The following is a 24,123-nucleotide window of genomic DNA, read 5'->3' as shown; positions in this document are numbered from 1 at the left end:
GCGATGTGGAACTGATCAAATACATTGCACGCGACGCAGCCTACTAACTCGTTTTTGAGGATGGAAAGGAAGTTTATAGTAGCAATGCCGCTAGCAGTAAGATCATCGTTTCCCAATATAAATAATTGGTACCGCAACATTGTTGCGCGATCGTCAGATGTTCGCAATTACTCTCTGCTCAGTAGACGTGATTCGCTTCGCTTTTGCGGAACCTTTTCGGCGAAGAGGCTCCTCAATAAAGCGAAAGTTGAGTTCGGCTAAAATCAATATCATTGGGATCGCGGTAAACAAGAATTTCAGCGTAAAACTATCATTGAATTGTGTTCCAGTTGGTCCGATGTGAAGCCAGATTTCGCGTGTGGTCCAATACACAGGATTGTGAATTAGATAAATAGCGTAAGAGCGGGTTCCGATCCAGGAGAGAGCCTTTCGAGCAATGCCATCGCGCATGAAGTAGCCTTTGTCATATGAGCATATCCAGACGATGACTGCGCTGATTAAAGCAACAATTCCGGTATAGAAACTGACGATGCCATACCGCGCTGCGCCAATAAGGCAAAAAATAAGCAGTGGCGGAATCACGAATCGGAATTTGGAAAGAGTCAGCTTTGGATCAAGAGCTTTGTAGACATTTGTTTCTGAAAAAATCGCGAGTAGAACGCCTAGCAGGATCGCATCGGTGCGGACGAACGCGAGGAGATTGCCCCATTGCGGACGGTTGAAGAAAAACTGCGCGACGACCAGTGTTACGAGCACCGGGACAAGCCGATGGCCACTGAGAAGCACAATGAATGGTAACAATAGATAAAATTGCTCCTCAAGCGATAGTGTCCAATAGGTTGCGAAATCGCCGCACGGGCCAATACCGATCGAGCATTGATATGCGTGAAAGTTTTGTACGTGGAAAGCAATGGAGATTGCGTCAGCGAGATTGCCACTGGTGAACTGCCCGCTTCCGACTGTCTTCAGAAGGAATGGTCCGATCACCATAGGGAGTGCAACCCAAAGCCACGCCGATGGAGTGATGCGATACAGGCGACGAAGCCAAAATGCCCCTGTTTCACGCCAAAAATCGACACCTTCTTTATCCCGTATGCGTGGATAAAGGCCCTTCGCGATAACGTAGCCGGAAACGCAGAAGAAAAGATCTACGCCAACCCACATGCCACCTCCAATTTCCTCCCATTTTTGAGGGGCCCAGAAAAAGAGTCCCACCGCGTGATGTGCGACCACGATTAAGATCGCGATTGCCCGCAGAACTTGGATTTCCTGGTTCATTTTTTCTTTCATATTTAGTGCATTATGCATGCCTGGGGAGAAAGGAGTTTATATTAATCTCGGTCATGGTGAGGTTTTTCTGACTGTTAATCCAACGATCTACTTTTGGCGCGTAAATTGGTGAATTGCCGGCCTGGTGAAGTATTGTATCGCATTATGCGAAAAGGGATTGTGATGCCGAAAATCATCTGGCCGTATCTGCTGACCACTACTATCGGCGCCGCGGCTGGCGTTTATGTCGAGTACCTGGTCAGCGCGCGCCGGCTCGCCAATATCCAGAAGGATGCCGCCACGACGCAAATTAGAGCTGTGGAAACAGCTCGCGCTGAAGAACAACGCCGCACCGCGGCCCAACAGGAGATTGCTGAAGATGCTGCGAACCAACGTGACCGGGCGCGCGCTGCCGCTGCCGCCGCTGCTTCTGCTGCTGACGGCCTGCGCAAGCAAGTCGCCGTGCTTGTCGGGCGCGCGCGCCATTCCGCCGTTGCCACCGGAAGCGCGCCAGCCGGCGACCCCATCGGTGTGCTTGCCGACGTGCTCGGCAGCATTGACGACCGCGCGGGCGAATTGGCGGAATATGCTGATCGCGCCCGCATCGCAGGCAGCAGTGCGAACGCGACTATGGCGCATTGACGCGGGACGCACAAATCGATCAGCCATGATAGGAATAGCATAAGCGCACTTTTCTGAATCACCGACGGCCGAGCCTACGGTTTTGATGATACGCAGTCCGCCGAAGCGCATTATCGAGGTATTTCCGATCTTTTTCGGGAGCGACTGGAGCAGCGGGCCGGATATTCGCGACATTGGGCCTGACGGCGCACTCGCACGCGAAGTGAAGCGTGGCAACCATGCGCTGCACTATCACACGTTCGCGCTGATTCCGCTGGTGTTCGCGGCGGAACTGGCACGCAGACGCAATATCGATCTGTATCGGGAGAACGGTGGCGCGATCGGCCGTCCCGCCAATCCTGTGATCGACATAGTAGAGAACACTGCAAGTTTCACGAAGATCACGCCGATCAAACAGGATCTCTTTCCGTGGACTTTGCACGATGAGCTGTGCTGGGTCGAACCGTACTATGCGCGCTTCAGAGACAGCCGTTTGCCGGCCATCATCGCGCCCCGCAGACCGTTCAGCGAATGGCGCGTTGGTGGGAACGTCACGGCGGTCTGGGGCGTTCCTCTGCCGTAGGCGCGGCCGGCGCGCTGCGCAGGCGCCCGATCGCCGTCACTCGACGCATGCTGCGGCATCTGCCATTGCGTTCGCAACGAAAACTTTCTTCCCCCCTTTCCATACCGCGACAGTTCGTCTCGGTCCGTTCGAGCCGCACGTTGGCTCGTCATAGTTCCTTCACGGCCTGAGGCGTGTTTCGGAAGCTGATCGCCATGCGGTTATACGTGTTCATCAGGCCGATTGCGATGGTGAGATCCACAAGTTCGCGTTCATCGAAAACGGCGCGTGCCGAATCGTATGCGGCATCGGGCACGCCCGTCTGCGCTACGCGAGTGACCGATTCAGCCCATGCGAGCGCGGCGCGCTCGCGCGCATCGAAGAGGTCGCCCGCTTCAGCCCACGCCTGCAACAGCGCAAGTTTTTCGACTTTAACGCCTTTCTTCAGCAAATCGCGCGTGTGCATATCGAGGCAAAACGCACAATTGTTGATTTGCGAGACGCGCAGATATACCAGTTCAACGAGAACGGGGGAAAGCCCGCTTTGCATCACGTAGCCGTAGACGCCGCCAAGCGCCTTGGCGCCCGCCGGCGCGATCTGGTTGTAGTCGAGACGCATGCTCATACGTTGGCTCCTGCAGAGGGTGGATTGATTTGACCGACGTGGCCGGAGTCGCATTGCCGATATCCGCGGTGAGTACGGCAGGCCACTTTGCGGGCTCGATGCCGTTCATATTGCGGTTCACGAGAGGGATTCAGCCCGGCTCTTCAAAGAAACGTTTGCCGGCGCGGTGGACGGGCTTCGGGCCGTCGTTCACCGGTGACTCGATGGTGCCCGAGGCGGCGTGCGCACGGGCCAAGGCGATCGGGCGCGTATGGATACGCGATGCCGTGCCGGGGGCTTCGCTGACCGCCGTGGCGGTCGGCGGCTTGCCGGTGGCCGTGATGATGTGCCGGAAATTGAGCGTGACGATTTCACTTGTGCCATGCGTGGCGGTGACGTCTGCACAGGCAGTGCTGAAGGCGGGTCGAATGTCCATGGACGGCGGGTTTTCGTTGGTCGCACTGCATTGTGCGTCTGCGCTGGACTATAAAAAAGAACCAAGAATGAACATTTTCGATGGTCCATGAAGGGATCGCCCCGCCATCGGCACGTTATTTCTTGTCCGGCAGAAACCAATTCATCACGAGCGCGCAGATACCGCCCGTGGCGACGCCCGATTCCAATACGTTTTTAAGCGCCTGCGGCAGGCTGGTCAGGATTTCCGGCACCTGCGACACGCCCAGCCCCAGAGCTAACGACACGGCGATGATCAGCAGCGCGCGCCGGTCCAGCCGGATGCCGGCAAGAATGTTGATACCGGAGGCGGCCACCGCGCCGAACATCACCATTGCCGCGCCGCCGAGCACGGGCTCGGGTACGGCTTGCAGGATGCCGGCGACCACGGGGAACAGGCCAAGCAGCACCAGCATGCCCGCGATCCAGACGCCCACGTGCCGGCTGGCGATGCCGGTGAGCTGAATCACGCCGTTGTTCTGTGCGAAGACGGAACTGGGGAAGGTATTGAAGAAACCGGCGAGCAGCGAGTTCGCGCCGTTGACGAGCACGCCGCCCTTGATGCGTTGCATCCACAGGGGGCCTTCGACGGGTTGCCTGGAGATTTTGCTCGTCGCGGTGACGTCGCCGATCGCTTCGAGCGATGTGACAAGGTAGATGATCAGCATCGGCACGAAGAGCGCCCATGAGAAACCGAGTCCGAAATGCAACGGAGTCGGAATTTGGAACAGCGCGGCCTCGCGCACGCCGGTAAAGTCCAGCCGCCCCATCGCGGCGGCTGCGACGTAGCCGAGCGCGAGCGCGATGACGAGCGCGGTGCTGCGCACCCAGACGATGGGCACCCGGTTGAGCACGATGATCGCGCCGAGCACCAGGCCGGAGAGGGTCAGGTTTTCGGCGCTGGCGAAATTGCCTTTGGCCATGGCGCTGTAGCCGCCGCCCATGCTGATGAGGCCGACCTTGATGAGCGTCAGGCCGATCAGCAGAACCACGATGCCGGTGACGAGCGGCGTGATCAGGCGCTTGATGAAGGGCAGGATGCGGGAGACGCTCATCTCGACGAACGAGCCGGCAATGACCACGCCGAAGATGGCGCCCATCACGGTTTCGACCGGCGTGCCTTGCTTGACCATCAGGCTGCCGCCGGCGATGAGCGGGCCGACGAAGTTGAAGCTCGTGCCCTGAACGATCAGCAGGCCGGCGCCGAGTGGGCCAAAGCGTTTGCATTGGACGAAAGTGGCGATGCCGGAGATCGCGAGCGACATCGACACGATCAGCGTGGTGTCGCGGCTGGCCACGCCCAGCGCTTGGCAGATCAGCAGGCCGGGCGTGACGATCGGCACCAGAATGGCGAGCAGGTGCTGCAGTGCGGCGACGAAGGCGATTGCCGGGGCGGGCCGCTCGTCGGGACCGTAGACCAGATCGCGGGCCGCTTCGGCGTGATCGGCGTCGTGCGCGGCGGGTTGAGCTTGGGAGGCGGGGTGCATGACGGAAGAGTCGGTAAAGAGGGGGCAAGTGCGGGATTTTAGCGGGAAGATCCGGCCGTGTCGGAAAACCGCCGAGCGCGGCGCATGGCGGCCGAATTAGGCGAACGTCGGGCCTGCTTGCCGACGTATCGTTGGGCCGCACCGCGATCGAGGGACGTGCCAGGTCTTCGCGTTTCGTCACGCCGTGACGTGTATCGCGTGAGGAGAATCAGGCAGGCGTGGCCGGTTGGAGGGCAGGTGCTGCTCGAGCCGATCATGCGTTGCCCGACTGGCGATCCTGTGCGCGAATTCGTCCTCGGCGCAGATCGGCCGGGAATATTGCCGGCGTGCATTCGACGGCCTGCGTCACATGTCGCGCATCGCGCTGAACGAAGTGAGATGCACACTCGATATTCCCGCGCATGTCGGAGAAACGTTGTGTTGCGTTGGCAGGCCTCGAATGGCGTGCGGGCGGTGCGGATGCCGCTCTTCTTGTCGAACCCGTCAGTCGCGCGTGCGTGCTCCTCCGCCTCACGAACCGGCGGGGTCAGCCGTCACCACGCATGGCTGGCGTGGAGGTGAGTGGCGGCGCTGAATGGCATACCGGCATCGGACGCCGGTAAATCGAACAGATCTCGCGTGAAACCGCGCACGTGCTCGGTAACGGTTCGATTACGCAACCGCATGACCTGTTCGGCAAATGTTTCGAAGTCTCCGTCGCGCGACGCCTTGGTGACCTCCGCTAGATCCCGTGCCTTCAATAGGCTCGGCTGCGCGAGCCGCACGAAATACGGTGCTTCAAGTTCGACCGACAGCGCGAGCGGATAGCTTTTACCGAGAGCTTCTGCAAACGCGCGCTCGACGCAGTCGACGACCGCCGTGCTCTGTGCGGCGCCGAGCGTTTTGCCGGTACCCACGTGGCGCAACCGATCAGGATGGATTCGCAAGCGCGTGCCGACGCTGAGTTCAGTCGGCGACGAACACACGAGTGCGTAGTAATGCGTTCTGCGTTGACCGGAGGGCAGCGTCGCGCTGCTCGTAATGAACGCATGACGCGGCAGTTCGCGAACTTGGCCGTTCGTGTCGATCCATGCGTTCCATAGCAGCGAGCCTTCGTGATTTTTACCGGCCGGACATGGTCTTGGTTTGCTCGACGCCGGCGAAAACAGCGCGATCAGCGAGCCCGTTCGGTGCGCGGCAATTTGCGCGCTGTTGCCAAGCGGCTGGCCGATGCCCCACAAAAACCGTCCGCCTCCGAGCCGGCGCTCCCATTCCTTTCTCAGCACGATAGTCGGGAGTTCTTCGCCGGACTCGTGACCGATCTTGGTCCAGCAAAACGTCGGGGGGAGATGTTTCAGTGTCATCAGCTTTCTCGAAATGCGTGCGGCCGCCCGATTTCGGCGGCCATTCATTAGGCGTTAATGTATAGGTATAATGCATATGATGGAAGCCCCCAACACCTCTTTTTCTGTTCAGGCGCTGCTGAGCCGATTATTGGCGGATACCCGTTCATCCAGCGAAATTGCCAGGCTTTCGGGCGTCAGCCAGCCGACCGTTTCGCGGCTTCGGTTGTCGAACGGACGTCGGCTGCGCAGAAGCGCGTCATTCAATAAGCTATGCAGTTTCTATGGCGTCGAGCCGCGACAGAGGCGGCCCACGGGCCGCCTTGCGGCCAGCTATAACGAATTGCTGCGTGACGCGATCGTGGATGCATGGGACGGCTCGGAAGAGCACGGCCGTGCGCTGCTCGGCGTGATCGAAGGTTTGAAGGCGTTGAGCGGCAAGCCGGGATAAATGCGCGGCAGTGCGTATTCGCGGGCCGGACGGGCAGCCGGAGCGCGAGAGGCGTGCTGGGGCGAGCCGAGACGGCTCGCGTCAGTTGAAGATGCCCTGATGGTGTTGCTTCAGCGCGGTTGAACAGTCGGCTTGAGCGGCGCGGCGTTGGTGATCGCCCGTTGCTCGGCATGCAGATCGAGCGAGCGGCTCAGCACGTAATAGGTCGCGCCGGATACGGCCAGGCCGATGAGCCATGCAATATCGACCCCATGCAGCCAATGCGCGACGTAGCCGACGAAAATCTCCCGGTCGGACGCCGTATCGACGATATTGAAAAACGGAATCATCGCGCCGAAGCCGATCAGATAAGCCGCGATACCGCGAGCCTGCCACGCGCCATAGATACCGTGGGGGGTGAAGAAATGGGCGATCGCGTAGCGTCCTTTGCGAACGAAGAAATAGTCGACGAGATTCACGGCGGTCCACGGTACGAGGAAGTACAAAAGCAGCACGAGGAACGTGTTCAGCAGCGCGATGCCATGACCTTTGAGCAGCAGCGCGCATGCGAGCAGCACGCTGCTGATTGCCGCGATCGCGATCACGCGCGCGCGGCGGGTGGGCGCGACCGGGCGGAACGAATCGACACCCGTGAGCAGCGTCAACATCGCGCTGTACGTATTGAGCGCGACGATCGGCAGAAAGCCCGCGACGGACACGACGACAAGCACATGACCGAAGCCGGGCAGCAGCGCCGAGCCGATCTGGTTCAGCGCGACGAGCGCATCCGATGCATGAAGCCGTGCGGCAAGCCACGCGCCGATGCCGATCATCCACGAGCCGGACAGTGACGCGCCGGCGAAGATCGCGGCAATCAGCTTCGCGCGGCTCGTCTGCTTCGGCAGATAGCGCGTGTAGTCCGATACGTATGGCGCATACGAAATGTTGTAGCTCGCGCCGATCGCGAATTGCGTGACGAATGCGATCCAGTTGAAGCCGAGCGCGGATGGTGCGGATGACGCGGCGGCGGGCGCGCTGTCGCCGAGGCCGGCCATCAGTGCGGCGGTGACGATCGCGTAGAGCGGCAGCGTTGCCATCAGCGCCCACTTGAATGCCTTATGCATCAGATCGTGCCCGTAGATCGCGAGCAAGCCGCCCAATACGGATGCGGCGAGCGCGACGATCGTCGGGCTCAGGCCGAACACGTTCCTGAGGCCGTCCATGACCAGCGATACGTTGACGACATTGAAGCCGACGAAGACAAACAGCGTCGCGAGCAGTGCAAGCACCACCCCGCGATAGCCGAATTGCGCGCGTGACTGGATCATCTGCGGCAAACCCATCTCTGGGCCCTGCGAGCCGTGAAAAGCCATGAAGATCGTGCCGAACATGATGCCGAGCGTGCCCGCGAACGTCGTCCACGCAGCAGACAAGCCCATGCCGGGGCCGACGAAGCCGATCGAGATCGTGAAGAAGTGAAAGTTGCCGAGGAACCAGAACGGTGCCTGGCTGTGCAGCTTCGCGTGACGCTCGCTCTCCGGAATGTAATCGATCGACCGGCTCTCGATGCCGAATCCCTGCGCGGCGCTTTCAGCGCTTGCGGTTTGCGGTGCGTTCATGATGAATCGGTCTCCTGATTGAATCGATTCCCTGGCGGGGCGGGTCGTGATGCGCGTGCGTTGCGTCGTGCCGTGCTCGATCAATTCCGGCGCTTGACGCCGGGCAGCACGCACAGCATCTCGTAGGCGAGATTCGCGCCGAGCAGCGCAGTGGTGCCGAACGGGTCGTAAGGCGGCGCGACTTCGACGAGATCGGCGCCGACGATGTCGAGGCCCCACGCGCCGCGAACGATCTCGAGACCTTGCGCAACCGTCAGCCCGGCGATTTCGGGCGTGCCGGTGCCGGGCGCGTAAGCGGGATCGATGCCGTCGATGTCGAAGCTTAGATACACCGGGCCGCCGCGCAGACGCGCGCGGACTTCGTCCATCAGCGGCGCGAGCGAGCGGTTCCAGCATGCGTCGGCCTGCACGACGCGAAAACCTTGCTGGCTACACCAGTCGAAATCTTCCGCGGCGTAGCCGGTGCCGCGCAGGCCGATTTGTACGACGCGTTCGCCATCGAGCAATCCTTCCTCGACCGCGCGGCGAAACGGCGTGCCGTGAGCGATCTTTTCTCCGAACATCGTGTCGTTGACGTCCGCGTGCGCGTCCACGTGAATGAGGCCGAGCCGGCCGTAGCGGCGGTGGAGCGCGCGCAGGATCGGCAGCGTGATGGTGTGATCGCCGCCGAGCGTGATCGGGCGGCACCCGTGCGTGATGATCGCGTCGTAAGCAGTTTCGATGCGCGCGATCGAATCGGCGAGGTTGTACGGGTTGGTCGCGACATCGCCGATATCGGCAACGCGCAGCGAATCGAACGGCGCGGCGCGCGTTGCCATGTTATATGGGCGCAGCAGCACGGATTCGGCGCGAATCTGACGGGGGCCGAAGCGCGCGCCAGTCCGATTCGATGTGCCGAGGTCGAACGGCACGCCGACGAAGCACGCGTCGAGCCCCGCCGCGCCGGCAGCCTGCGGCAGCCGCATCATCGTCGCGATGCCGCCGAAGCGGGGCATCGCGTTGCCGCTTTGCGGCTGAGGATAGTCGTGATCCGAGATCATTTTTTTACCTGTATTGGTTGCGCCGTATCATTCAACGAGTGCGGCAGATGGGGTTGTACGTCGCCAAAATGCAAATTTGAATGACGATGATTCAACGTTCACATTGATGATTTCGTATGTATCGCCGACGGGCATCGCGGAGGAAATATGTTCGGTAACCTGACGGATCTGGATCTGCGTTTGATTCGGGTATTCATCGCGGTGGCGGATGCGGGCGGTGTGAGCGTCGCGCAATCGACGTTGAACGTCAGCCAGCCGACGATCAGCACTCAGCTCTCGACACTCGAGACGCGCGTTGGTTTTCGTCTGTGCGAGCGCGGCCGCAGCGGATTTCGTCTAACGACCAAGGGCGAGCGCTTCTACGCGCTCGCGAAGAAGCTCTATGAAGCCGTCGATGCGTTCAGCAGCGAGGCGCGGCATATGGACAAGACGCTCGTCGGCACGCTGTCGGTGGGGCTTATCGGTCACACGCCGGTTAGCCAGAACGCGCGGATCAGCGATGCGATCGCGCGGTTCAGGCGGCGCGACGAAGCCGTGCGTTTCGTGATTTCGGTCAGGCCGCCCGGCGAGCTGGAAGAACGTTTGCTGAGCGGCAACGTGCAGATCGCGGTTGGTTATTTCTGGCATCGCGTACCGACGCTCGAATACACGCCGCTCTTCATCGAGCGGCAGGTGGCTTATTGCGGGCGAGGGCATCCGTTATTCCGGCGCGCCGGGCGGATCGACCCGTCCGGCGTCGCGGATTTCGAGTGGGCGTGGCGCACTTATCCGCTGCCGGAAGTGGAACTGTCGACAACACCGTCGAAAGTCACCGCGCAGGCCGACAATATGGAGGCAGTCGCGCTGCTGATTTTGTCAGGCCATCATCTGGGTTATTTGCCGGAGCATTTCGCAGCGCCCTATGTGAAGCAGGGATTGCTCAAGGCGCTGAATCCCGCCGTGCTGCGCTACGACGTGACGTTTCATGTGGTCACGCAGCGGCGCAACCGGCGCGATCCGATCGTGCAGGCATTTCTCGAGGATTTGAAGGACGCGCATCTGGTGGGCGACAGCACGCCGGAGTGAGCGGCTGTCGCGTTCGGCCCGCGCTTTCGCCACGTCATGTGCCATGCGGATACCGGTTGCAGCGCATCGATTCGGAAAATCCGCGATGCAGCCGCGCGTTGGGCAAGCGTGCGCGCTATGGGCCGACGAAGTTCGAGAACGATATGAGCGGGATTGCCTGCGTCGGCACTTTCACTGGGTCACTGGCGGTTCCGCATCTGCGGGCCGTTGCCTGCTGCTTCGGGACGGTGGTGGGCAACGGCCGCCATTGCAACCTGGGGCGTGCACATGAACGTTGCCGAAAGAAGAATCGGCTCGCGCGGCTCAATGTGCGTCGTGCGATCGGCTGGTCATGATCGGTGTTCCCGAAGGCGCGCGTGCGGCAGATGATTCGGATGACGAAGCACGCAGGCGCCGTGCTTTGAAAATTGCGAAGCCTTTCGACGACAGATCGAGCAGGAACGATTTCAGCGCGTTCTCGTTGGGAATCGGGTTGCGGCCGTTGCCGAGCCGATGAAGCTGCCGCGTGTACCAAGTGACTTCGAGCGAACCGAGGTTGTCGAAATACCGGACGCCGGTGCTGAGCGGTTTGATCTGATGGCGGGTTTGCTCGCCGCGCAGCAGGCGCGCCGGCGCATCCGGCTCGATTGCGAGAATGCGGCCGAGGCCGATCATGTCAAGCGCGCCGTCGCGCAACGGCGCTTCCATGCCGGCCAGACTGCGAAACCCGCCGGTGACCATCAGCGGCACCTGGATTTCAGCGCGCACTTTCTCGGCAAACTCGAGAAAATACGCTTCGCGTGCGGCCGTCGACGCGCTACGGTGCCCGCGCTGCATCACGGGTTCTTCGTAGGTGCCGCCGGAAATCTCGATCAAATCGATGCCGGCTTGCGCAAGCGCGCGGATTGCATCCAGCGATTCTTCTTCGGTGAAGCCGCCGCGCTGAAAATCCGCGGAGTTGAGCTTGATGCCGATCGGGAAATCCGCACCGACGCGGCTGCGCACTGCCTCGTACACCGCCAGCACGAAGCGGCGGCGTTTCTCGGCACTGCCGCCCCAGTGGTCGTCGCGCTGGTTATGGTGCGGTGACAGGAACTGGTTGATCAGATAGCCGTGCGCGCCATGCAATTGCACGCCGGTGAAGCCGGCTTTTTGCGCGATCGCGGCGGCTGTCGCATAGCGTTGAATCAGTGTTTCGATTTCTTCATGCGTCAGCGCGCGCGGTACCAGGAAGTACGGCGCGAGCTTCGGTCCGAAGCCGATCGCGGACGGCGCGACCGTTTCCACGTTGAGCCCGCGCAGCGCCTGCTTGCCCGGATGGTTGAGCTGCATCCAGAATTCGCTGCCGCCCGACTTGCCGGCGGCGGCCCATTCGCGCAGGCGCGGCAGATCGCGCTCGTCCTCGAGCACGAGGTTGCCCGGCTCGCCGAGCGCATTGCGGTCGATCATCACGTTGCCGGTGATCAGCAGCGCCGCGCCGGATTCCGACCACCGCCGGTACAGCTCGATCAACTGCGGGCTCACGCGTCCGTCGCGGCCGCACAGGGCTTCGCTAAGCGCCGATTTCGCCAGGCGGTTTCTGAACGTGGTGCCGTTCGGCAGTGTGAGCGGCCGGGCGAGCCACGCGCCAGCGGTACGGGAGGATTCGGACATGGATGAAGACGTTCCGGTTAGGTCGATCGGCCATTTAAAATAAACCATCAATCAATGTTACATTGATTGATGGTTTGTTGCGTATCATAGATGCAAAAATGAAACCCGGTCAATGGTGCTTGTCACCAATGCCAATTGGGTTTCGATTCGAATGGCGGGACATGAGCGCAATGTTCGCCGCCAATGCTCCGCCCCGGCTTCGCGGCTCGGCGTTGCGGTTGAAAGACGCCTGCGGCGCAAGCTGTGGCGGGCACGCCGGTGCGTCGATTTAGTGCGCACCCTGTGTCGCTGATAGAGGCGCCGGCAGGCCGCTGCCGGCACGGTGCGCGATATCCGATGACGCGTTCTGTGCTCGATGCTGCAAATCGATTGCGCATGCGAGGATCCGGCCGTCCGTGGCGCTTGTCGCACTGCCCAGGCATTGCAGCGCGAGCCCCCAGTGACGGTACAGTCGCGCGATCGACGGCGACATCACGCCGATCACCTGCGTTGCGCCGAGCGAATCGGCCACCGCAAGCACCGACGCGAGGAAATTCCTGCCGTGCGGTTCGCGCACCGCCGAGCGACCGGGCCGGTATGACGCAGCGAAACGCGATATTTCCCAGACGGTCGGCGATCGCGGGGCGCGTGCCGGACCGAGCAAATACGGAAATGCGTCGCGAAGCAGATAAGGGCCGGTGGTGGGCAGCAGGCGCGCGCAACCGCATATGTTGCGCGCGTCGTCCAGCGCGACGACATGAACGGTCGACGGTCTATCGAACCGGTCCCATTCGGTCCGATCGTCCTTGCGGTGGCCCGCGATCGTCCAGCCGAGCCTGCGAACGAAAACGTCGTAGCGGTAGGCGCCGAGATCGGTTCGGATGTGCGGCGGCAACTCGGCAAACCGGCCGGCGAGGATGGAGGACATGACGCGAGGGCGTGTTCGAAGGAATGATCGGCGTGGCGCAGGGGGCGCCGGTTGCGCATCGGGCCGATGCGCAACCGGCAATGAAGCCTGACCGGACTCAGGGAAAAATCAGGCCCTGACGAGTCGCCTTGACCGCAGCGAATGTACGGCTGCGCGTATTTAGCTTCGCCATCGCATTTTCGATATGGAAATCGACTGTGTATTTTGAGATATCGAGCATATTGGCGATAACCCATGACGATTTACCGCGCGCAACCCAAGTCAGGCATAACTGCTCGCGATCCGTCAGATGCACCGAAGGCGGAATCGGGCTGCGCATGCGCATGCTTTGGAATTGCAAATGAAATTGCATGCTAAGCAAATAGGCGTTACGCCATTTTGAGTCGGCGTCGTGAGTCGGCGCGGCGCCGCATAGGCTGATCAGCAGCACACGTCCGTGCGGTTGATGCAGCGGAATACTGATGCCGTTGTCGAGACCGGCGTCTTCCGCTTCGATAAGCACATGCTGTTCACGCGAATTCGACGTTGCCAGGTCGCTCCATGCGAATGGCGTGCTGTATCGAAATGCCGCCTGGTGAACCGGATCGATATTGACATAATCGTTGCGACTGTAATGTTCGATCCATGCGGACGGATACTGCAGGGCAATGATGTGGATCGAGGCGGGGCGCAGCGCATCAGATAGCTCGACGATCGCATGATGCCGATAGCCTATCTGTAATGCGGCTTGCGAGAAACTTTCGGTCAGCGAGCGAATGTCCCGCGATTCCGGTATCGCAATGGACAGGGTAGGCGGGCCGATGCTTTTTCTCGACGACGAACCTGCGCCGTCGCTCGCGTCTGTTCGATATTCGCGTTGCAGAATCCTGCTCAATTTGGATGCCCCTGTTTATTGGAAATCGAAATTTATGAAAATATCGTGTGCCGAATTTGGGGCGCGTAACCAGTGATAATCGGGTAGCGCGGTAGTATTTATATTGTCTGTAGATAATATCAAACATAATCGTGTTTGCAAGGGCTTGCGCTGATTAATCGCCATTCGTTTGAATGGACGATAAATATTTTTGTTTTGCTACCCAGGCTGTTTTTCATGAGTCGAAATGATCTATCTCAAAAATAAAAGCCATGTAGCCGTGCGTAGGTGGGGTAACGGACAGTGCCGGACGTGGATCGGGTGCAATATTGGACGAAATCCGTTTCGCTTTTGCAACGATTCCACGCTGCACTGTCATCGTAAGAACGCAGTGTCCGCGATGTAAATGCAGATCCGTTGTCGCCGGAATGGGTAAATCATTAATTTGTGTAATCAACCCAATTATTCATTGTTTGTGGGGCAGAGCCGTGGGAAATTGTGCAGCCGGTTTCGACATGCTTTCGTTTGAAGAAGCCCGCGTACGGACGGAACTGGTTCCAATTACGCGTTGGATCGAGGATTTTTTATGCGCGCCAAATTCCTCCGTGGGCCGCTCAGGCGATGTGTGCCCCTACACGCGCGCCGCCATTCGAAAAAATGCATTTCGGTTTGCAATAAGCCGTGCCCGATCGGTGGCTGAATTCGAGGCGGAAATAAAAGAACATTTGGTGGACATCGAGCGAACCGGCGAAGCGGCGGATATTTATCGTTGCCGTTTGATCGTTCCCGTCGCGCTTGACCGTGCGGCCAACGTGATCGAGGACGTTCAGCGCGCGTTGAAGCCGCTTTTCGTCGCGCGCCGGCTGATGCTGGGCCAGTTCTATCCGGAGTGCGACGAGCGGGGCCTCTGGAACCCCGGTTTTCGGCCACTGCAATGTCCCGTTCCGTTGATCGCGATCCGGGGCATGGTGCCGACTGACGTAGCCTTCCTCTACGATAATGCCGAGTTGATGGCTGCCTATAATGCTTGCTTCAAGGAGCAGGCGGCCCGCGCCATTCGCCAGTACGAACAGCACAGAGGAATCACGCAGTGAGCACATCGTCGATTGTCGAAATCCGGCCGGGTTTATACCGGGCGAGCACTTATGTCGAGAAGTTGAAGCTGGCGTTCAGCCAATTCTTCGTGAAAGCGCCCGATGGCGGCGTGTTGTGCGTCGAAACAGGGACGCGAGGCGATTTCCCCGGCCTCGTCGAGAGCCTGGCGGGCATCGGCGTCGCGCCTGCGCAAATCGGCGACGTCGTGGTGCCGCATTTCGAGGTCGACGAAATGGGAGCGCTTCCCGATTTTGCCGCCGCCAATCCGAAGCTGACCGCGCATGGCCATCCGATTTGCACGCACGCGCTTGCCGACATCTTCGGCGTGCGGGCTAAGCCGCTCAAGGACGGCGAATGCGTTACGCTGTCCGGCACCGAGGTCGTGCCGGTCTACGTCAAGCATGTGCATCAATGGGATGCGCTCGTCGTCTATCTGCCACGCTACAAAGCGCTGCTGTCGTCGGATTTGTTCATGCGTTTTGGCCCGGTTGCCGCCACGGGCGACGATCCTGTCGATGGCATCGTCGCGTCGATCGAGCGTGCCGGCTACCTGCCGTCGATGCAGTATTTCGCGGCCGCGCTGCGCAAGCTTCAAGCGCTCGATATCGAGATCGTTCTGCCGATGCACGGGCCGGCGATCGAGCACGACGTGCCGGACGTCGTCGCCAGGCTGCTTGCCTATTGCGAGCGGTCGGCGGCAGCCTGAGGCGGGTGCGCGGCGAAGCCGGCAGGTGAATCGGCGCGGCGCCGGTATTGCAGCGGCGCGGGTTGGCGTGCCGTCATAGGGTTTCGAGCAGATTTGCCGCATCGTCGCAGAGTGCGACGCGATCGAATTTCCCGTTCGGATTGCGCGGCAGCGACGCGCGCGTGACGATCGTATGCGGCACCATATACGGCGGCAGTTGTTTCGCGCACCACGCGTGCAGCGCGTCGGCCGAGAATGCGCTATCCGTCAGCGGCACGACCACGAGCATGATCGCTTCGCCCAGTTCGTCGTGCGGCACGCCAAGCGCGACGGCTTCGGCAACGAGGCCGCTTGCGTGTGCGACGTCCTCGATTTCGTCCGGACTGATCCGGTAGCCCGAGCTTTTGATTTGCATGTCGTTACGGGCGACGAAGTAGAGAAAGCCGTCGTCGTCGCGGCGCACGAGATCGCCCGACCACACCGCGGTTTCGCGCGCCGTGCAGCCCGGCTTCGCTTCCGGCGACGGGCGATAGCGCTGCGCGGTGCGTGCGGGATCGTTCCAGTAGCCGAGCGTCACGCATGCGCCGACGTGCACGAGTTCGCCAACCTCATTCGGCGCGCAGGGCGTGCCGTCGTTTCGCACGACGAGAATCCGTGCATTGGGTACGGCCTTGCCGATCGAGCCGGGGCGGCGATCGATTTCGGCGGGGTCCAGATAGGTTGAGCGGAATGCCTCGGTCAGACCGTACATCAGATACGGCGAAGCTTGCGGAAACAATTTGCGCAACGCATCCAGCACGCGTTGCGGCATATGGCCGCCCGTGTTCGCGAAGTAGCGCAGGTGCGCGCGCGCTTCATCGGGCCACGTCGCGCGTGCGAGCTGAATCCAGAGCGGCGGCACGCCCGCGAAGCCGGTGATCTTTTCGCGTTGGCAGATGTCGACCACGTCTTTCGGCATCAGATAATTGACGAGCACCGAAGTCGCGCCGGCGGCCCATGCGGTTGTGAGCTGGCTCAAGCCCGCATCGAAGCTGAGCGGCAGCGCCCCGAGAATGCGGTCTTCCGCCGTATGGCGCAGGTAGTGTGCGACGCTCCACGCGCCTTCGAGCAGGTTGCGATGGCTCAGCATCACGCCTTTGGGGCGCCCGGTCGAGCCGGACGTATAGAGGAGCGCGGCGAGGTCGGTGTCGATCGTGTCGGCGCAACTTGGATCGTAGTTATTCGAGCGCTCGTGCGTCTGCGCTTGTTCCCACGTCAGGCGAGCGCCGGATGGCGTGGCAGAGGCCGTCGGCAGATCAGTCAGGATGACGTATGGAATGGTCGACAGCATCTCGTCGCCGAGAATCCGCGCGCGCACCGCCGACGTCACGATGCCGCGCGCGCCGCAATCGGCAAGGATATGGCCGACCTGATCCGGCTTGAGCAACGGGTTGATCGGCACGAACACGATCCCGGCGGCGGCCGCGCCGAGCATCGCGACGACTGCTTCGACGCGCTTGTCGAGAAAGATCGCGAGCCGTTCGCCGGGGGCGATTTCGAGCCTTTGCAGGCGCGCGGCGAACGACAGGCTCTGCGCGGCGAGCGCTTGATAGGTGAGCCGCATGTCATCGACGACTAGCGCCTCGGCGCCGGGGGTGCGGCGTGCCGCTTGCCCGACTAGATCGAAAAAGTTGCGCATGATGTACCCAGGTTGCAAGTCACGGATGGCGGATTTCGCGCGACGTAGCGGGACGTCAGGGCTTGTGGCCATGGTGCGCGCTATCGACTGTGACTGCCGCAAAGAGTACCGAATAGAGAATTCTTCTTGCGTGATCTTTTTCGAGTAAATTCGGGAACGGAGTGGTGCCCAACATATTCAGCGGCCGTCTGTAACAGAGTGTATTGCTCTGACAAATGGCGGCGCGCATTCGATGCGCGCGCAATCATCTGTGTTTGCATTGCGTGCCTGTCCGGCGGCAGGCTCAGCATGCGTCGTGAAAAAGAATGCCGAGCGCGTGCCGCTGACCGCTGTGCAGCCGGCTTACGCCATGCCGTAATTGGGCCCGGTATGGGCCGCGCGTACCTTGCGCGGGGCGATGACGGACGGCGAAGATGACCGCATCGCCCTGGGCGAGCGTGACCACGTTGGCGCGTGATTGCATGTGGGGCCGCTGTTCGGTGATGACGAATTCACCGCCCGTGAAATCGATGCCCGGCTGCGATAACAGAATCGTCGCTTGCAGCGCAAACACGTGCTCGCCGTACAGATCCTGATGCAGGCAGTTGTAGTCGCCTTCGCGATAACGAAGGATCAGCGGCGTCGGGCGTAATTGTCCCGCGGCATGGCAGCGTGCGACGAACGCGGCATGCTCGGCCGGAAAGCGTGTATCGATGCGCATCGATGCGTTCCAGCGATTCGCGATCGGCGCGAGATGCGCATAGAGCGCGGTGCGCAGCGCGTGGATCGCATGGGGCAGCGGATAGTCGAAGTATCGATATTCACCGCGCCCGAAACCGTGGCGCGCCATCGTCACGGTGCTGCGGAACAGCGCATCGCGTGCATAGAGTGCGGCGAGCGCTTCGCATGCGCGGCGTGTGAGCAGCCGATGAACGATCGCATGGCCGTCCCGATCGAGATCCTGTTCGATTGCCAGCCATGCGAGCGACTCGATGCGCTGTATGAGCGCTGCTGCGCCCGGCGTTTGCGCCGGGCCGTGCATGCGTGTAGCGGTGGGCTCGTGCGGTGCGGCTATCGGGTTCATCGGCGTTTCCTCGCTGCATCATCGAATCAGGATGCAGCGAGTCTAGCGATGCATGCGGGCCGGCGCGCTCCGAGTCTTGCGCGGTAATTCGCTCAGGTAAGCGAATGAAAGCACCAGTAAAGGGCGCCCGCGAGCACGATCGATGCAGGCAGCGTCAGCACCCACGCCAGAATGAGGCTGCGCACCGTAGCCCATTGCAGCCCCGAGCCGTTCGCGGCCATCGTGCCGGCGACGCCCGACGACAGCACATGCGTAGTCGACACCGGCAGCCCGTATGCGTCGGCCGCACCGATCGTCAGCATGGCGACGACTTCGGCGGATGCGCCTTGCCCGTAAGTCAAATGCTGTTTGCCGATCTTTTCGCCCACTGTCACGACGATGCGTCGCCAGCCGACCATCGTGCCGAGGCCGAGCGCGATCGCCACGGCAACCTTGACCCAGGTCGGAATGAACTTGGTTGCGTGATCGAGTTGTGCGCGGTAGTTATCGAGCGCACGTGCGTCTTGCGGCGAGAACACCGGTTGCTGCGTCTTTTTCATCAGCCGCAGCGCTTCCGACACAAGGTACATCGTGTTGCGCACGTTGTCCGCTTCTCCGCCGGGAAGCGCTGCGATCGAGCCGGTCGCGCCGACTTCTTGCGCGAGCGAATCGGACAACTGACGAACCGCCGGCAGCGTGGCGGCGTTGAGGCGGCGCGACTGCACGTAGGCCTCGACATCGCGACGCGGCTCGGCCGACGGCGGCGCGTCGCCGGCATAACGCGCGAGCGTCGCCGACGCTTGATGCGCGACCGCGATGAACGTCTGCGACTCACCGGCCGTGACCGCCTTGTTGAGCGCATAGGCAGTGGGCACCGTGCCGATCAGGATCAGCATGATGAGCCCCATGCCTTTCTGGCCGTCGTTCGAGCCGTGCGCGAACGATACGCCGGTGCAGGTCAGGATCAGCAGGCAGCGGACCCAGAACGGCGGTGGCTCGTTATTCTTAGGCTCGCTATAGAGCGCGGGCACGCGCACCAGCGCCTTGAGCACGACGAGCAGGAGTCCCGCGCACAGGAAACCGACGATCGGCGAGAACAACAGCGATTTGCCGACGCCCATCGCCTGCGCCCAATCGACGCCGCTCGTGCCCGACGCGCCGTGCATCAATTGATTCGCGAGCCCGACGCCGATGATCGAGCCGATCAGCGTGTGCGAGCTGGACGACGGCAACCCGAAGTACCAGGTCGCGAGATTCCATACGATTGCCGCGATCAGCAGCGCGAACACCATCGCGAATCCCGCGCCGTGGCCGACCTGCAGAATCAACTCGACGGGCAGCAGTTGCAGAATGCCGAACGCGACTGCGCCCGTCGAGGCCATCACGCCGAGAAAATTCCAGATGCCGGACCAGATGACCGCGACGTTCGGCGTGAGCGAATGCGTGTAGATCACGGTCGCCACCGCGTTGGCGGTGTCGTGGAAGCCGTTGACGAACTCGAAGCCGAGCGCGATCGCAAGCGCGATGCCGAGCAGCAGATACGGGAAGAGCGAATGCCCGCCGATAGGCGGGAGATCCGCGAGCAGATGGACGAGTACGTAAGCGGCGCCGCTTGCAAGCAGCGCCACGAGCAGCGCGAGGCCCAGATGCCGGGTGCGATCGGTGCGTTCTTCCGTGGCGGGGGCGAACAGGGGGCGGTTCATAACGGTCCTCTACGAGAAAACCGTTCGATGCTAGCGGCGCCGATCAGGCAGTTTGATGACAATTGGGCAATTCGATGACAGCGCCCGTCATGTCGTGATCGCCTGCTCGATGCGGGCGAGCACGGTCGGCCAGCCGCGTTTCATGCCTTCATAGGCGGTTTTGCCTGGCTGGGTGTCGAGATTGAAACCGGCATGCTCGAGGAATACGCGTGTGCCGTCGCGCTCGGGCTCGAGGCGCCACGAGATCGTCGTGTCGAGCACGTTTTGTGCGAACACGATCGCGAATAAGCGTCCGGGCTCGACCGCCGTCACCTCGCAATGCTGTCGCCCCCACGAACCCATGTCGAGCGTGAAACGATGGCCGACGACGGGGCTCACGTCGCCCGCAGCCCACCAGCGCGCGAAGGTTGCCGGTTCGGTGAGCGCCGCCCATACCCGGGTAGGCGAATGGGCAACGAATTGGTCGACGCGGATCGGTTCGGCTTCGGTCATCGTGAGGTCCGTCGGAGTGGGAGCGGGCACCCATCATAGTGGAACGTCACAAAGCGTGCCGCGAGCAGCCGTCGTCGCGCGGCGGGCGTGCCCGCCGTGTCGCGTATTGCGTGGCTATTGCAAGTCGAACGCAACCCGAACGCAAGCCGGCCGTCAGCCCGGCGGCGGCGGGCATGCATGCGGCCGCAGTGCGCGCGTCCGGCTGCTTCGCTTGTTCGGCAGCTACGTTCTCATCTGATCGCGTGGCAGGGCGGCCTTTGTGCGTCGCGCGCGTGCCGGGCGAGCGAACGGGCGCACGGCAGGTCAGGGAATCGGCAATTCCGCCTCGCGCTTGACTTCGCGTAGCGACAGCGCCGACTCGATCGACGTGACGCCCGGCAGCACGCGCAGCGTCTCGCGCAGGAACGTGCCGTAATCGTCGAGATCGTGCGCGACGACTTGCAGCAGGTAATCGGCGGAGCCCGACACGTTATGGCAAGACAGGATGCGCGGAATGCCGAGCACCTCGCGCTCGAAGTGATTCGCGATGTTTTTGTCGTGAACCGAGCAGCGCAGCAGTACGAACGCGATGACGCCGAAGCCGAGCGCGTTGCGCGACAGCTGCGCGCGATAGCGTTCGATGTAGCCGTCGCTTTCGAGCCGCTTCAGGCGGCGCGCGCATGGCGTTTCGCTCAGTCCCACCGAATCGGCGAGCCGCGCGACCGGGATGCGGCCGTCGATCTGCACGGCGGAGAGGATGGCGCGGTCGGTTTTATCGAGATCAATCGTCATTGGTGGATTGCTCTAAAAATTAAGTTTTTGATAGTGTATTCCAATAAAATTGGCGGGCAATCCTGGGAAATTAGCCAATAAGCCCTCTCCGAACGAGAGCATCATGGAGCCTTTTCCAAACTGGGGCTCGACCATGATTTCCACGCACGTGTTGACTGCTTATCTGGCAACCGTCGTCGCCATCTATGCGGTTCCCGGGCCTGATATGGCGTTCGTCCTGCAAACGGGAATCGCCCGCGGCGCACGGCACGGCATGGCCGCCGCCGCGGGGCTCGGGCTCGCACGCGCCGTGCACGTGACGCTGTCCGCGTGCGGCGTTGCCGCGCTGCTCAAGCATGCGCCGTGGCTCTACGAGACCGTGCGTTACGGCGGCGCGCTGTATCTCGGATACGTCGCCGTGCAGATCGTGCGTTCGCCGGCGTTCGCGTTGACCGACGACGGCGCGCGGCCGCCCGCGTCGCCGCTGCGGCAGACGTTCGCCAAAGGACTCCTCACCAATCTGCTCAATCCGAAGGCGCTCCTGTTCTGCTCGGTGCTGCTGCCGCAATTCGTCCAGCCGGACGGCGCGCCGGCACTGGCACAGATGGCCGTGCTCGGCGCCGTGCTCGTGCTCGCGGGCGTCGGCTTCGATCTCGCATGCGTGGCGGGTGCGGCACGCATCGCCCGGTGGCTGCGCGCTCATCCGCTCGCGCAGACCGCGCAGCGCTGGACGTTCTCGGCCGTGCTGCTCGCCTTTGCACTGAGGCTGTCGATCGACTGACTTTCGCGGCCGGCCTGGATAAGGCGGTTGGCCCCGGCGCAGGACTGTCGCGCCTGCTTTACACTTCGGATACCGTACTGTCGCATGGCCCTGCCCACGGCGTTTGTGCGCCGTCCGACATTGCGCACGGAGGAACTGCGCGTGCTTGCCGGGGTCCGATGAAGGCAGCCCCGTTTATGGCTTCTGGAGAATCCGAATATGGCAAGGCACCTTCATGCAGGCAACGAACCCCCGATCGTCTCCGAATCCACCTGCGTCGGCCCGTGCGATCCGGCCGAGACGATTCAGGTGATGGTGATGTTGCGGCGACAGGAAGAACAGCATCTCGATGCTTTGCTAAAAGGTCTGGCGAGCGGGGATCCGAACGCGAAGCCCATGTCGCGCGAGGCATTTGCGCAGCGCTTCAGCGCGCATCCAGACGCTATCCGGAAAATTGAGATATTCGCGCAGAAGCATCAGCTCACGGTTGTCCGGGTCGATCCGGCCGAGAGTCTCGTCGTGCTGGCCGGCACGATTGCGCAGTTCGAGGCGGCGTTCGGCGTGAAGCTGCAACGCTTCGAGCACCATAGCGCGGGCCAGTATCGCGGACGCACCGGCGACATCGCGCTGCCGGACGATTTGCACGATGACGTGACCGCTGTGCTCGGCCTGGACAATCGCCCGCAAGCCCGGCCGCATTTCCGGCTGCGGCCGACCCCGGCTTTCAAGCCCGCGCGCGCGGCCGCCGCGACGTCGTTTACGCCGCTGCAACTCGCGACGCTCTACGATTTCCCTCCGGGCGACGGCGCGGGCCAATGCATCGCGATCATCGAACTCGGCGGCGGCTACCGGGCGGCCGATATACAACGGTATTTCCGGGGCCTGGGGCTCGCGTCGCAGCCGAAGCTCGTCGACGTGAGCGTCAACGGCGGCCGCAATGCGCCGACGGGCGAGCCGAGCGGGCCGGACGGCGAGGTGTCGCTCGACATCGAAGTGGCGGGGGCGATCGCGCCCGGTGCGACGCTTGCGATCTATTTCGCGCCGAACAGCGACGCGGGCTTCATTCAAGCGGTCAATCAGGCCGTGCACGACACGGCCAACAAGCCATCGATCGTATCGATCAGCTGGGGCGGCCCGGAAAGCGCATGGACGTCGCAATCGCTACAGGCGTTCAACCGCGTGCTGCAGTCGGCCGCGGCGCTCGGCGTGACCGTGTGCGCGGCGGCCGGCGACAACGGTTCGAGCGACGGCGTGCAGGATGGGACGAACCACGTCGATTTTCCCGCGTCGAGCCCTTATGTGCTGGCTTGCGGCGGCACGCATCTGGACGCTCAGCCGGGGCAGGGCATCGCCGGCGAGACCGTTTGGAACGACGATGCGGCGGGCGGCGGCGCGACGGGCGGCGGGGTCAGCGGCGTGTTCGACCTGCCCGAATGGCAACAGGGCTTGAGCGCGACGCTTGCGCAGGACGGCAGCGCGACACCGCTCGCCAAGCGCGGCGTGCCCGACGTTGCGGGCGACGCGTCGCCGACGACGGGCTACGAGGTGTCGATCGACGGCACGTCGACGGTGATCGGCGGAACGAGCGCGGTTGCGCCGCTATGGGCCGCGCTGATTGCGCGGATCAACGCGGCCTCGGGGGGCGCGGCGGGCTGGATCAACCCGAAGCTGTACCGCAATGCCGCCGCGTTGCGCGATATCACCACCGGCAATAACGGCGCGTATGCGGCTTCGGCCGGCTGGGATGCGTGCACGGGGCTCGGCAGCCCGGACGGCGTGAAGGTTGCGGCGGCCCTCAAGGGCAGTGCAACGAGCTGATGAACGGCGCGCCATGCGCATGTTTGGCAGCCCGATTGAATATCGAGATGGTTCGACGGCGGCCGGAGGCCGCCGGAATGGGAGAGCCGGGCCGAAGCTGAGCGGCCTGGCCGCGGCGGGCGCCGCGCGCGCCCGCGGCGCCGCTTGTCTTGCCAGTGCCGGCGGGACGGGCGGCGGCAGGCAATACCGGTTTGGCACGATTGACGATTCGTTCATGCACCACCTAATAGAAATCC

The 24,123-nt window shown here is 62.1% G+C and carries 23 protein-coding genes and 1 pseudogene; 9 read left to right on the top strand and 15 right to left on the bottom strand.

The genetic code is table 11. The features are described from left to right. Positions 1 to 153: 153 nt before the first annotated feature. Positions 154 to 1,278 carry an acyltransferase family protein gene (locus AQ611_RS22230; protein ID WP_180978136.1) on the bottom strand — a complete coding sequence of 375 codons (1,125 nt, stop codon included), beginning with the start codon at positions 1,276 to 1,278 and terminating at the stop codon, positions 154 to 156. A 174-nt stretch (positions 1,279 to 1,452) separates the two neighbouring features. On the opposite strand from AQ611_RS22230, the pseudogene AQ611_RS22225 reads away from it, so the two are divergent. Continuing rightward, positions 1,453 to 1,940 (top strand): annotated as a pseudogene (locus AQ611_RS22225) (DUF2514 family protein). Between the two features lie 173 nt (positions 1,941 to 2,113). After that, on the top strand, positions 2,114 to 2,473 hold the full coding sequence (locus AQ611_RS22220; RefSeq protein WP_231936044.1) for an alginate lyase family protein: 360 nt from the start codon (positions 2,114 to 2,116) through the stop codon (positions 2,471 to 2,473). Between the two features lie 148 nt (positions 2,474 to 2,621). On the opposite strand, the gene AQ611_RS22215 is transcribed toward AQ611_RS22220, so the two are convergent. From AQ611_RS22215 to AQ611_RS22200, 4 genes are all read right to left on the bottom strand, one after another. Beyond that, positions 2,622 to 3,077, bottom strand: coding sequence for a carboxymuconolactone decarboxylase family protein (locus AQ611_RS22215; protein WP_069236078.1), 456 nt, complete (start codon positions 3,075 to 3,077; stop codon positions 2,622 to 2,624). Positions 3,078 to 3,207: 130 nt separating this feature from the next. Next, on the bottom strand, positions 3,208 to 3,492 hold the full coding sequence (locus AQ611_RS25895; RefSeq protein WP_102720144.1) for a cupin domain-containing protein: 285 nt from the start codon (positions 3,490 to 3,492) through the stop codon (positions 3,208 to 3,210). A gap of 115 nt (positions 3,493 to 3,607) precedes the next feature. After that, the gene (locus AQ611_RS22205; RefSeq protein WP_069236076.1) at positions 3,608 to 4,996 is read right to left on the bottom strand and encodes a nucleobase:cation symporter-2 family protein; all 1,389 of its coding nucleotides are present in this window, start codon (positions 4,994 to 4,996) and stop codon (positions 3,608 to 3,610) included. Positions 4,997 to 5,529: 533 nt separating this feature from the next. Then, positions 5,530 to 6,339, bottom strand: a complete 810-nt coding sequence (locus tag AQ611_RS22200) for a hypothetical protein (protein ID WP_059520165.1) — start codon at positions 6,337 to 6,339, stop codon at positions 5,530 to 5,532. A 79-nt stretch (positions 6,340 to 6,418) separates the two neighbouring features. On the opposite strand from AQ611_RS22200, the gene AQ611_RS22195 reads away from it, so the two are divergent. Then, positions 6,419 to 6,769 carry a helix-turn-helix domain-containing protein gene (locus AQ611_RS22195; RefSeq protein WP_069236467.1) on the top strand — a complete coding sequence of 117 codons (351 nt, stop codon included), beginning with the start codon at positions 6,419 to 6,421 and terminating at the stop codon, positions 6,767 to 6,769. 110 nt (positions 6,770 to 6,879) lie between these two features. Here the strand turns inward: AQ611_RS22195 and AQ611_RS22190 are convergent, their stop codons facing one another. After that, the gene (locus AQ611_RS22190; protein WP_069236075.1) at positions 6,880 to 8,367 is read right to left on the bottom strand and encodes a purine-cytosine permease family protein; all 1,488 of its coding nucleotides are present in this window, start codon (positions 8,365 to 8,367) and stop codon (positions 6,880 to 6,882) included. A gap of 80 nt (positions 8,368 to 8,447) precedes the next feature. Beyond that, positions 8,448 to 9,407: an agmatinase gene (gene speB / locus AQ611_RS22185; protein ID WP_374755075.1), complete on the bottom strand. Its 960-nt coding sequence runs from the start codon at positions 9,405 to 9,407 to the stop codon at positions 8,448 to 8,450. 147 nt (positions 9,408 to 9,554) lie between these two features. On the opposite strand from speB, the gene AQ611_RS22180 reads away from it, so the two are divergent. Together AQ611_RS22180 and AQ611_RS22175 are read left to right on the top strand one after the other, a co-directional pair. Beyond that, positions 9,555 to 10,472 carry a LysR family transcriptional regulator gene (locus AQ611_RS22180; protein WP_069236074.1) on the top strand — a complete coding sequence of 306 codons (918 nt, stop codon included), beginning with the start codon at positions 9,555 to 9,557 and terminating at the stop codon, positions 10,470 to 10,472. Positions 10,473 to 10,528: 56 nt separating this feature from the next. Further along, positions 10,529 to 10,807: a hypothetical protein gene (locus AQ611_RS22175; protein WP_069236073.1), complete on the top strand. Its 279-nt coding sequence runs from the start codon at positions 10,529 to 10,531 to the stop codon at positions 10,805 to 10,807. Here the strand turns inward: AQ611_RS22175 and AQ611_RS22170 are convergent. The 3 genes from AQ611_RS22170 to AQ611_RS22160 all read right to left on the bottom strand — a co-directional run bounded on the left by AQ611_RS22170 (position 10,776) and on the right by AQ611_RS22160 (position 13,885). Continuing rightward, complete coding sequence (locus AQ611_RS22170) at positions 10,776 to 12,104, bottom strand: NADH:flavin oxidoreductase/NADH oxidase family protein (protein WP_069236072.1); 1,329 nt, start codon at positions 12,102 to 12,104, stop codon at positions 10,776 to 10,778. The genes AQ611_RS22175 and AQ611_RS22170 overlap by 32 nt on opposite strands. A 268-nt stretch (positions 12,105 to 12,372) precedes the next feature. Continuing rightward, on the bottom strand, positions 12,373 to 13,011 hold the full coding sequence (locus AQ611_RS22165; RefSeq protein WP_069236071.1) for an acyl-homoserine-lactone synthase: 639 nt from the start codon (positions 13,009 to 13,011) through the stop codon (positions 12,373 to 12,375). A 97-nt stretch (positions 13,012 to 13,108) separates the two neighbouring features. Then, entirely contained in the window at positions 13,109 to 13,885 is a 777-nt protein-coding gene (locus AQ611_RS22160; RefSeq protein ID WP_269465977.1) for a LuxR family transcriptional regulator, read from the bottom strand. Between the two features lie 494 nt (positions 13,886 to 14,379). On the opposite strand from AQ611_RS22160, the gene AQ611_RS25890 reads away from it, so the two are divergent. Next, complete coding sequence (locus AQ611_RS25890) at positions 14,380 to 14,958, top strand: DUF6875 domain-containing protein (RefSeq protein WP_125910527.1); 579 nt, start codon at positions 14,380 to 14,382, stop codon at positions 14,956 to 14,958. Continuing rightward, the gene (locus AQ611_RS22150) at positions 14,955 to 15,665 is read left to right on the top strand and encodes an oxygen-binding di-iron domain-containing protein (protein WP_069236070.1); all 711 of its coding nucleotides are present in this window, start codon (positions 14,955 to 14,957) and stop codon (positions 15,663 to 15,665) included. The genes AQ611_RS25890 and AQ611_RS22150 overlap by 4 nt, the downstream gene beginning before the upstream one ends. Positions 15,666 to 15,738: 73 nt before the next feature. Here AQ611_RS22150 and AQ611_RS22145 read toward each other — a convergent pair whose 3' ends face one another. The 5 genes from AQ611_RS22145 to AQ611_RS22120 form a co-directional block, all read right to left on the bottom strand. Next, the gene (locus AQ611_RS22145) at positions 15,739 to 17,322 is read right to left on the bottom strand and encodes an acyl-CoA ligase (AMP-forming), exosortase A system-associated (protein ID WP_069236069.1); all 1,584 of its coding nucleotides are present in this window, start codon (positions 17,320 to 17,322) and stop codon (positions 15,739 to 15,741) included. Between the two features lie 283 nt (positions 17,323 to 17,605). Next, the gene (locus tag AQ611_RS22140; protein ID WP_069236465.1) at positions 17,606 to 18,343 is read right to left on the bottom strand and encodes a 2OG-Fe(II) oxygenase; all 738 of its coding nucleotides are present in this window, start codon (positions 18,341 to 18,343) and stop codon (positions 17,606 to 17,608) included. A 134-nt stretch (positions 18,344 to 18,477) separates the two neighbouring features. Then, on the bottom strand, positions 18,478 to 20,067 hold the full coding sequence (locus tag AQ611_RS22135; RefSeq protein ID WP_069236068.1) for an inorganic phosphate transporter: 1,590 nt from the start codon (positions 20,065 to 20,067) through the stop codon (positions 18,478 to 18,480). An 87-nt stretch (positions 20,068 to 20,154) separates the two neighbouring features. After that, entirely contained in the window at positions 20,155 to 20,559 is a 405-nt protein-coding gene (locus AQ611_RS22130) for an SRPBCC family protein (RefSeq protein ID WP_059520175.1), read from the bottom strand. A gap of 303 nt (positions 20,560 to 20,862) precedes the next feature. Continuing rightward, positions 20,863 to 21,330 carry an Lrp/AsnC family transcriptional regulator gene (locus AQ611_RS22120; protein WP_059520176.1) on the bottom strand — a complete coding sequence of 156 codons (468 nt, stop codon included), beginning with the start codon at positions 21,328 to 21,330 and terminating at the stop codon, positions 20,863 to 20,865. Positions 21,331 to 21,463: 133 nt separating this feature from the next. Between AQ611_RS22120 and AQ611_RS22115 the strand changes: the two genes are divergently transcribed. Together AQ611_RS22115 and AQ611_RS22110 are read left to right on the top strand one after the other, a co-directional pair. Continuing rightward, the gene (locus AQ611_RS22115) at positions 21,464 to 22,090 is read left to right on the top strand and encodes a LysE family translocator (RefSeq protein WP_069236066.1); all 627 of its coding nucleotides are present in this window, start codon (positions 21,464 to 21,466) and stop codon (positions 22,088 to 22,090) included. Between the two features lie 198 nt (positions 22,091 to 22,288). Further along, a complete protein-coding gene (locus tag AQ611_RS22110) occupies positions 22,289 to 23,887 on the top strand; it encodes a S53 family peptidase (RefSeq protein WP_069236065.1) in 1,599 nt (532 codons plus the stop codon). Positions 23,888 to 24,123: the final 236 nt, after the last annotated feature.

This window comes from Burkholderia singularis, from assembly GCF_001718875.1.
Taxonomy (GTDB): Bacteria; Pseudomonadota; Gammaproteobacteria; order Burkholderiales; family Burkholderiaceae; genus Burkholderia; species Burkholderia singularis.
This window is presented reverse-complemented; position numbering and strand designations above follow the sequence as displayed.

Bases quoted from the DNA above. Each gene is read 5' to 3' on its own strand.
- AQ611_RS22230 (WP_180978136.1), bottom strand. From the start codon at position 1,278: ATGAACCAGGAAATCCAAGTTCTGCGGGCAATCGCGATCTTAATCGTG.
- AQ611_RS22215 (WP_069236078.1), bottom strand. From the start codon at position 3,077: ATGAGCATGCGTCTCGACTACAACCAGATCGCGCCGGCGGGCGCCAAG.
- AQ611_RS25895 (WP_102720144.1), bottom strand. From the start codon at position 3,492: ATGGACATTCGACCCGCCTTCAGCACTGCCTGTGCAGACGTCACCGCC.
- AQ611_RS22205 (WP_069236076.1), bottom strand. From the start codon at position 4,996: ATGCACCCCGCCTCCCAAGCTCAACCCGCCGCGCACGACGCCGATCAC.
- AQ611_RS22200 (WP_059520165.1), bottom strand. From the start codon at position 6,339: ATGACACTGAAACATCTCCCCCCGACGTTTTGCTGGACCAAGATCGGT.
- AQ611_RS22195 (WP_069236467.1), top strand. From the start codon at position 6,419: ATGGAAGCCCCCAACACCTCTTTTTCTGTTCAGGCGCTGCTGAGCCGA.
- AQ611_RS22190 (WP_069236075.1), bottom strand. From the start codon at position 8,367: ATGAACGCACCGCAAACCGCAAGCGCTGAAAGCGCCGCGCAGGGATTC.
- speB (WP_374755075.1), bottom strand. From the start codon at position 9,407: ATGATCTCGGATCACGACTATCCTCAGCCGCAAAGCGGCAACGCGATG.
- AQ611_RS22180 (WP_069236074.1), top strand. From the start codon at position 9,555: ATGTTCGGTAACCTGACGGATCTGGATCTGCGTTTGATTCGGGTATTC.
- AQ611_RS22170 (WP_069236072.1), bottom strand. From the start codon at position 12,104: ATGTCCGAATCCTCCCGTACCGCTGGCGCGTGGCTCGCCCGGCCGCTC.
- AQ611_RS22165 (WP_069236071.1), bottom strand. From the start codon at position 13,011: ATGTCCTCCATCCTCGCCGGCCGGTTTGCCGAGTTGCCGCCGCACATC.
- AQ611_RS25890 (WP_125910527.1), top strand. From the start codon at position 14,380: ATGCTTTCGTTTGAAGAAGCCCGCGTACGGACGGAACTGGTTCCAATT.
- AQ611_RS22145 (WP_069236069.1), bottom strand. From the start codon at position 17,322: ATGCGCAACTTTTTCGATCTAGTCGGGCAAGCGGCACGCCGCACCCCC.
- AQ611_RS22140 (WP_069236465.1), bottom strand. From the start codon at position 18,343: ATGCACGGCCCGGCGCAAACGCCGGGCGCAGCAGCGCTCATACAGCGC.
- AQ611_RS22135 (WP_069236068.1), bottom strand. From the start codon at position 20,067: ATGAACCGCCCCCTGTTCGCCCCCGCCACGGAAGAACGCACCGATCGC.
- AQ611_RS22130 (WP_059520175.1), bottom strand. From the start codon at position 20,559: ATGACCGAAGCCGAACCGATCCGCGTCGACCAATTCGTTGCCCATTCG.
- AQ611_RS22120 (WP_059520176.1), bottom strand. From the start codon at position 21,330: ATGACGATTGATCTCGATAAAACCGACCGCGCCATCCTCTCCGCCGTG.
- AQ611_RS22115 (WP_069236066.1), top strand. From the start codon at position 21,464: ATGATTTCCACGCACGTGTTGACTGCTTATCTGGCAACCGTCGTCGCC.
- AQ611_RS22110 (WP_069236065.1), top strand. From the start codon at position 22,289: ATGGCAAGGCACCTTCATGCAGGCAACGAACCCCCGATCGTCTCCGAA.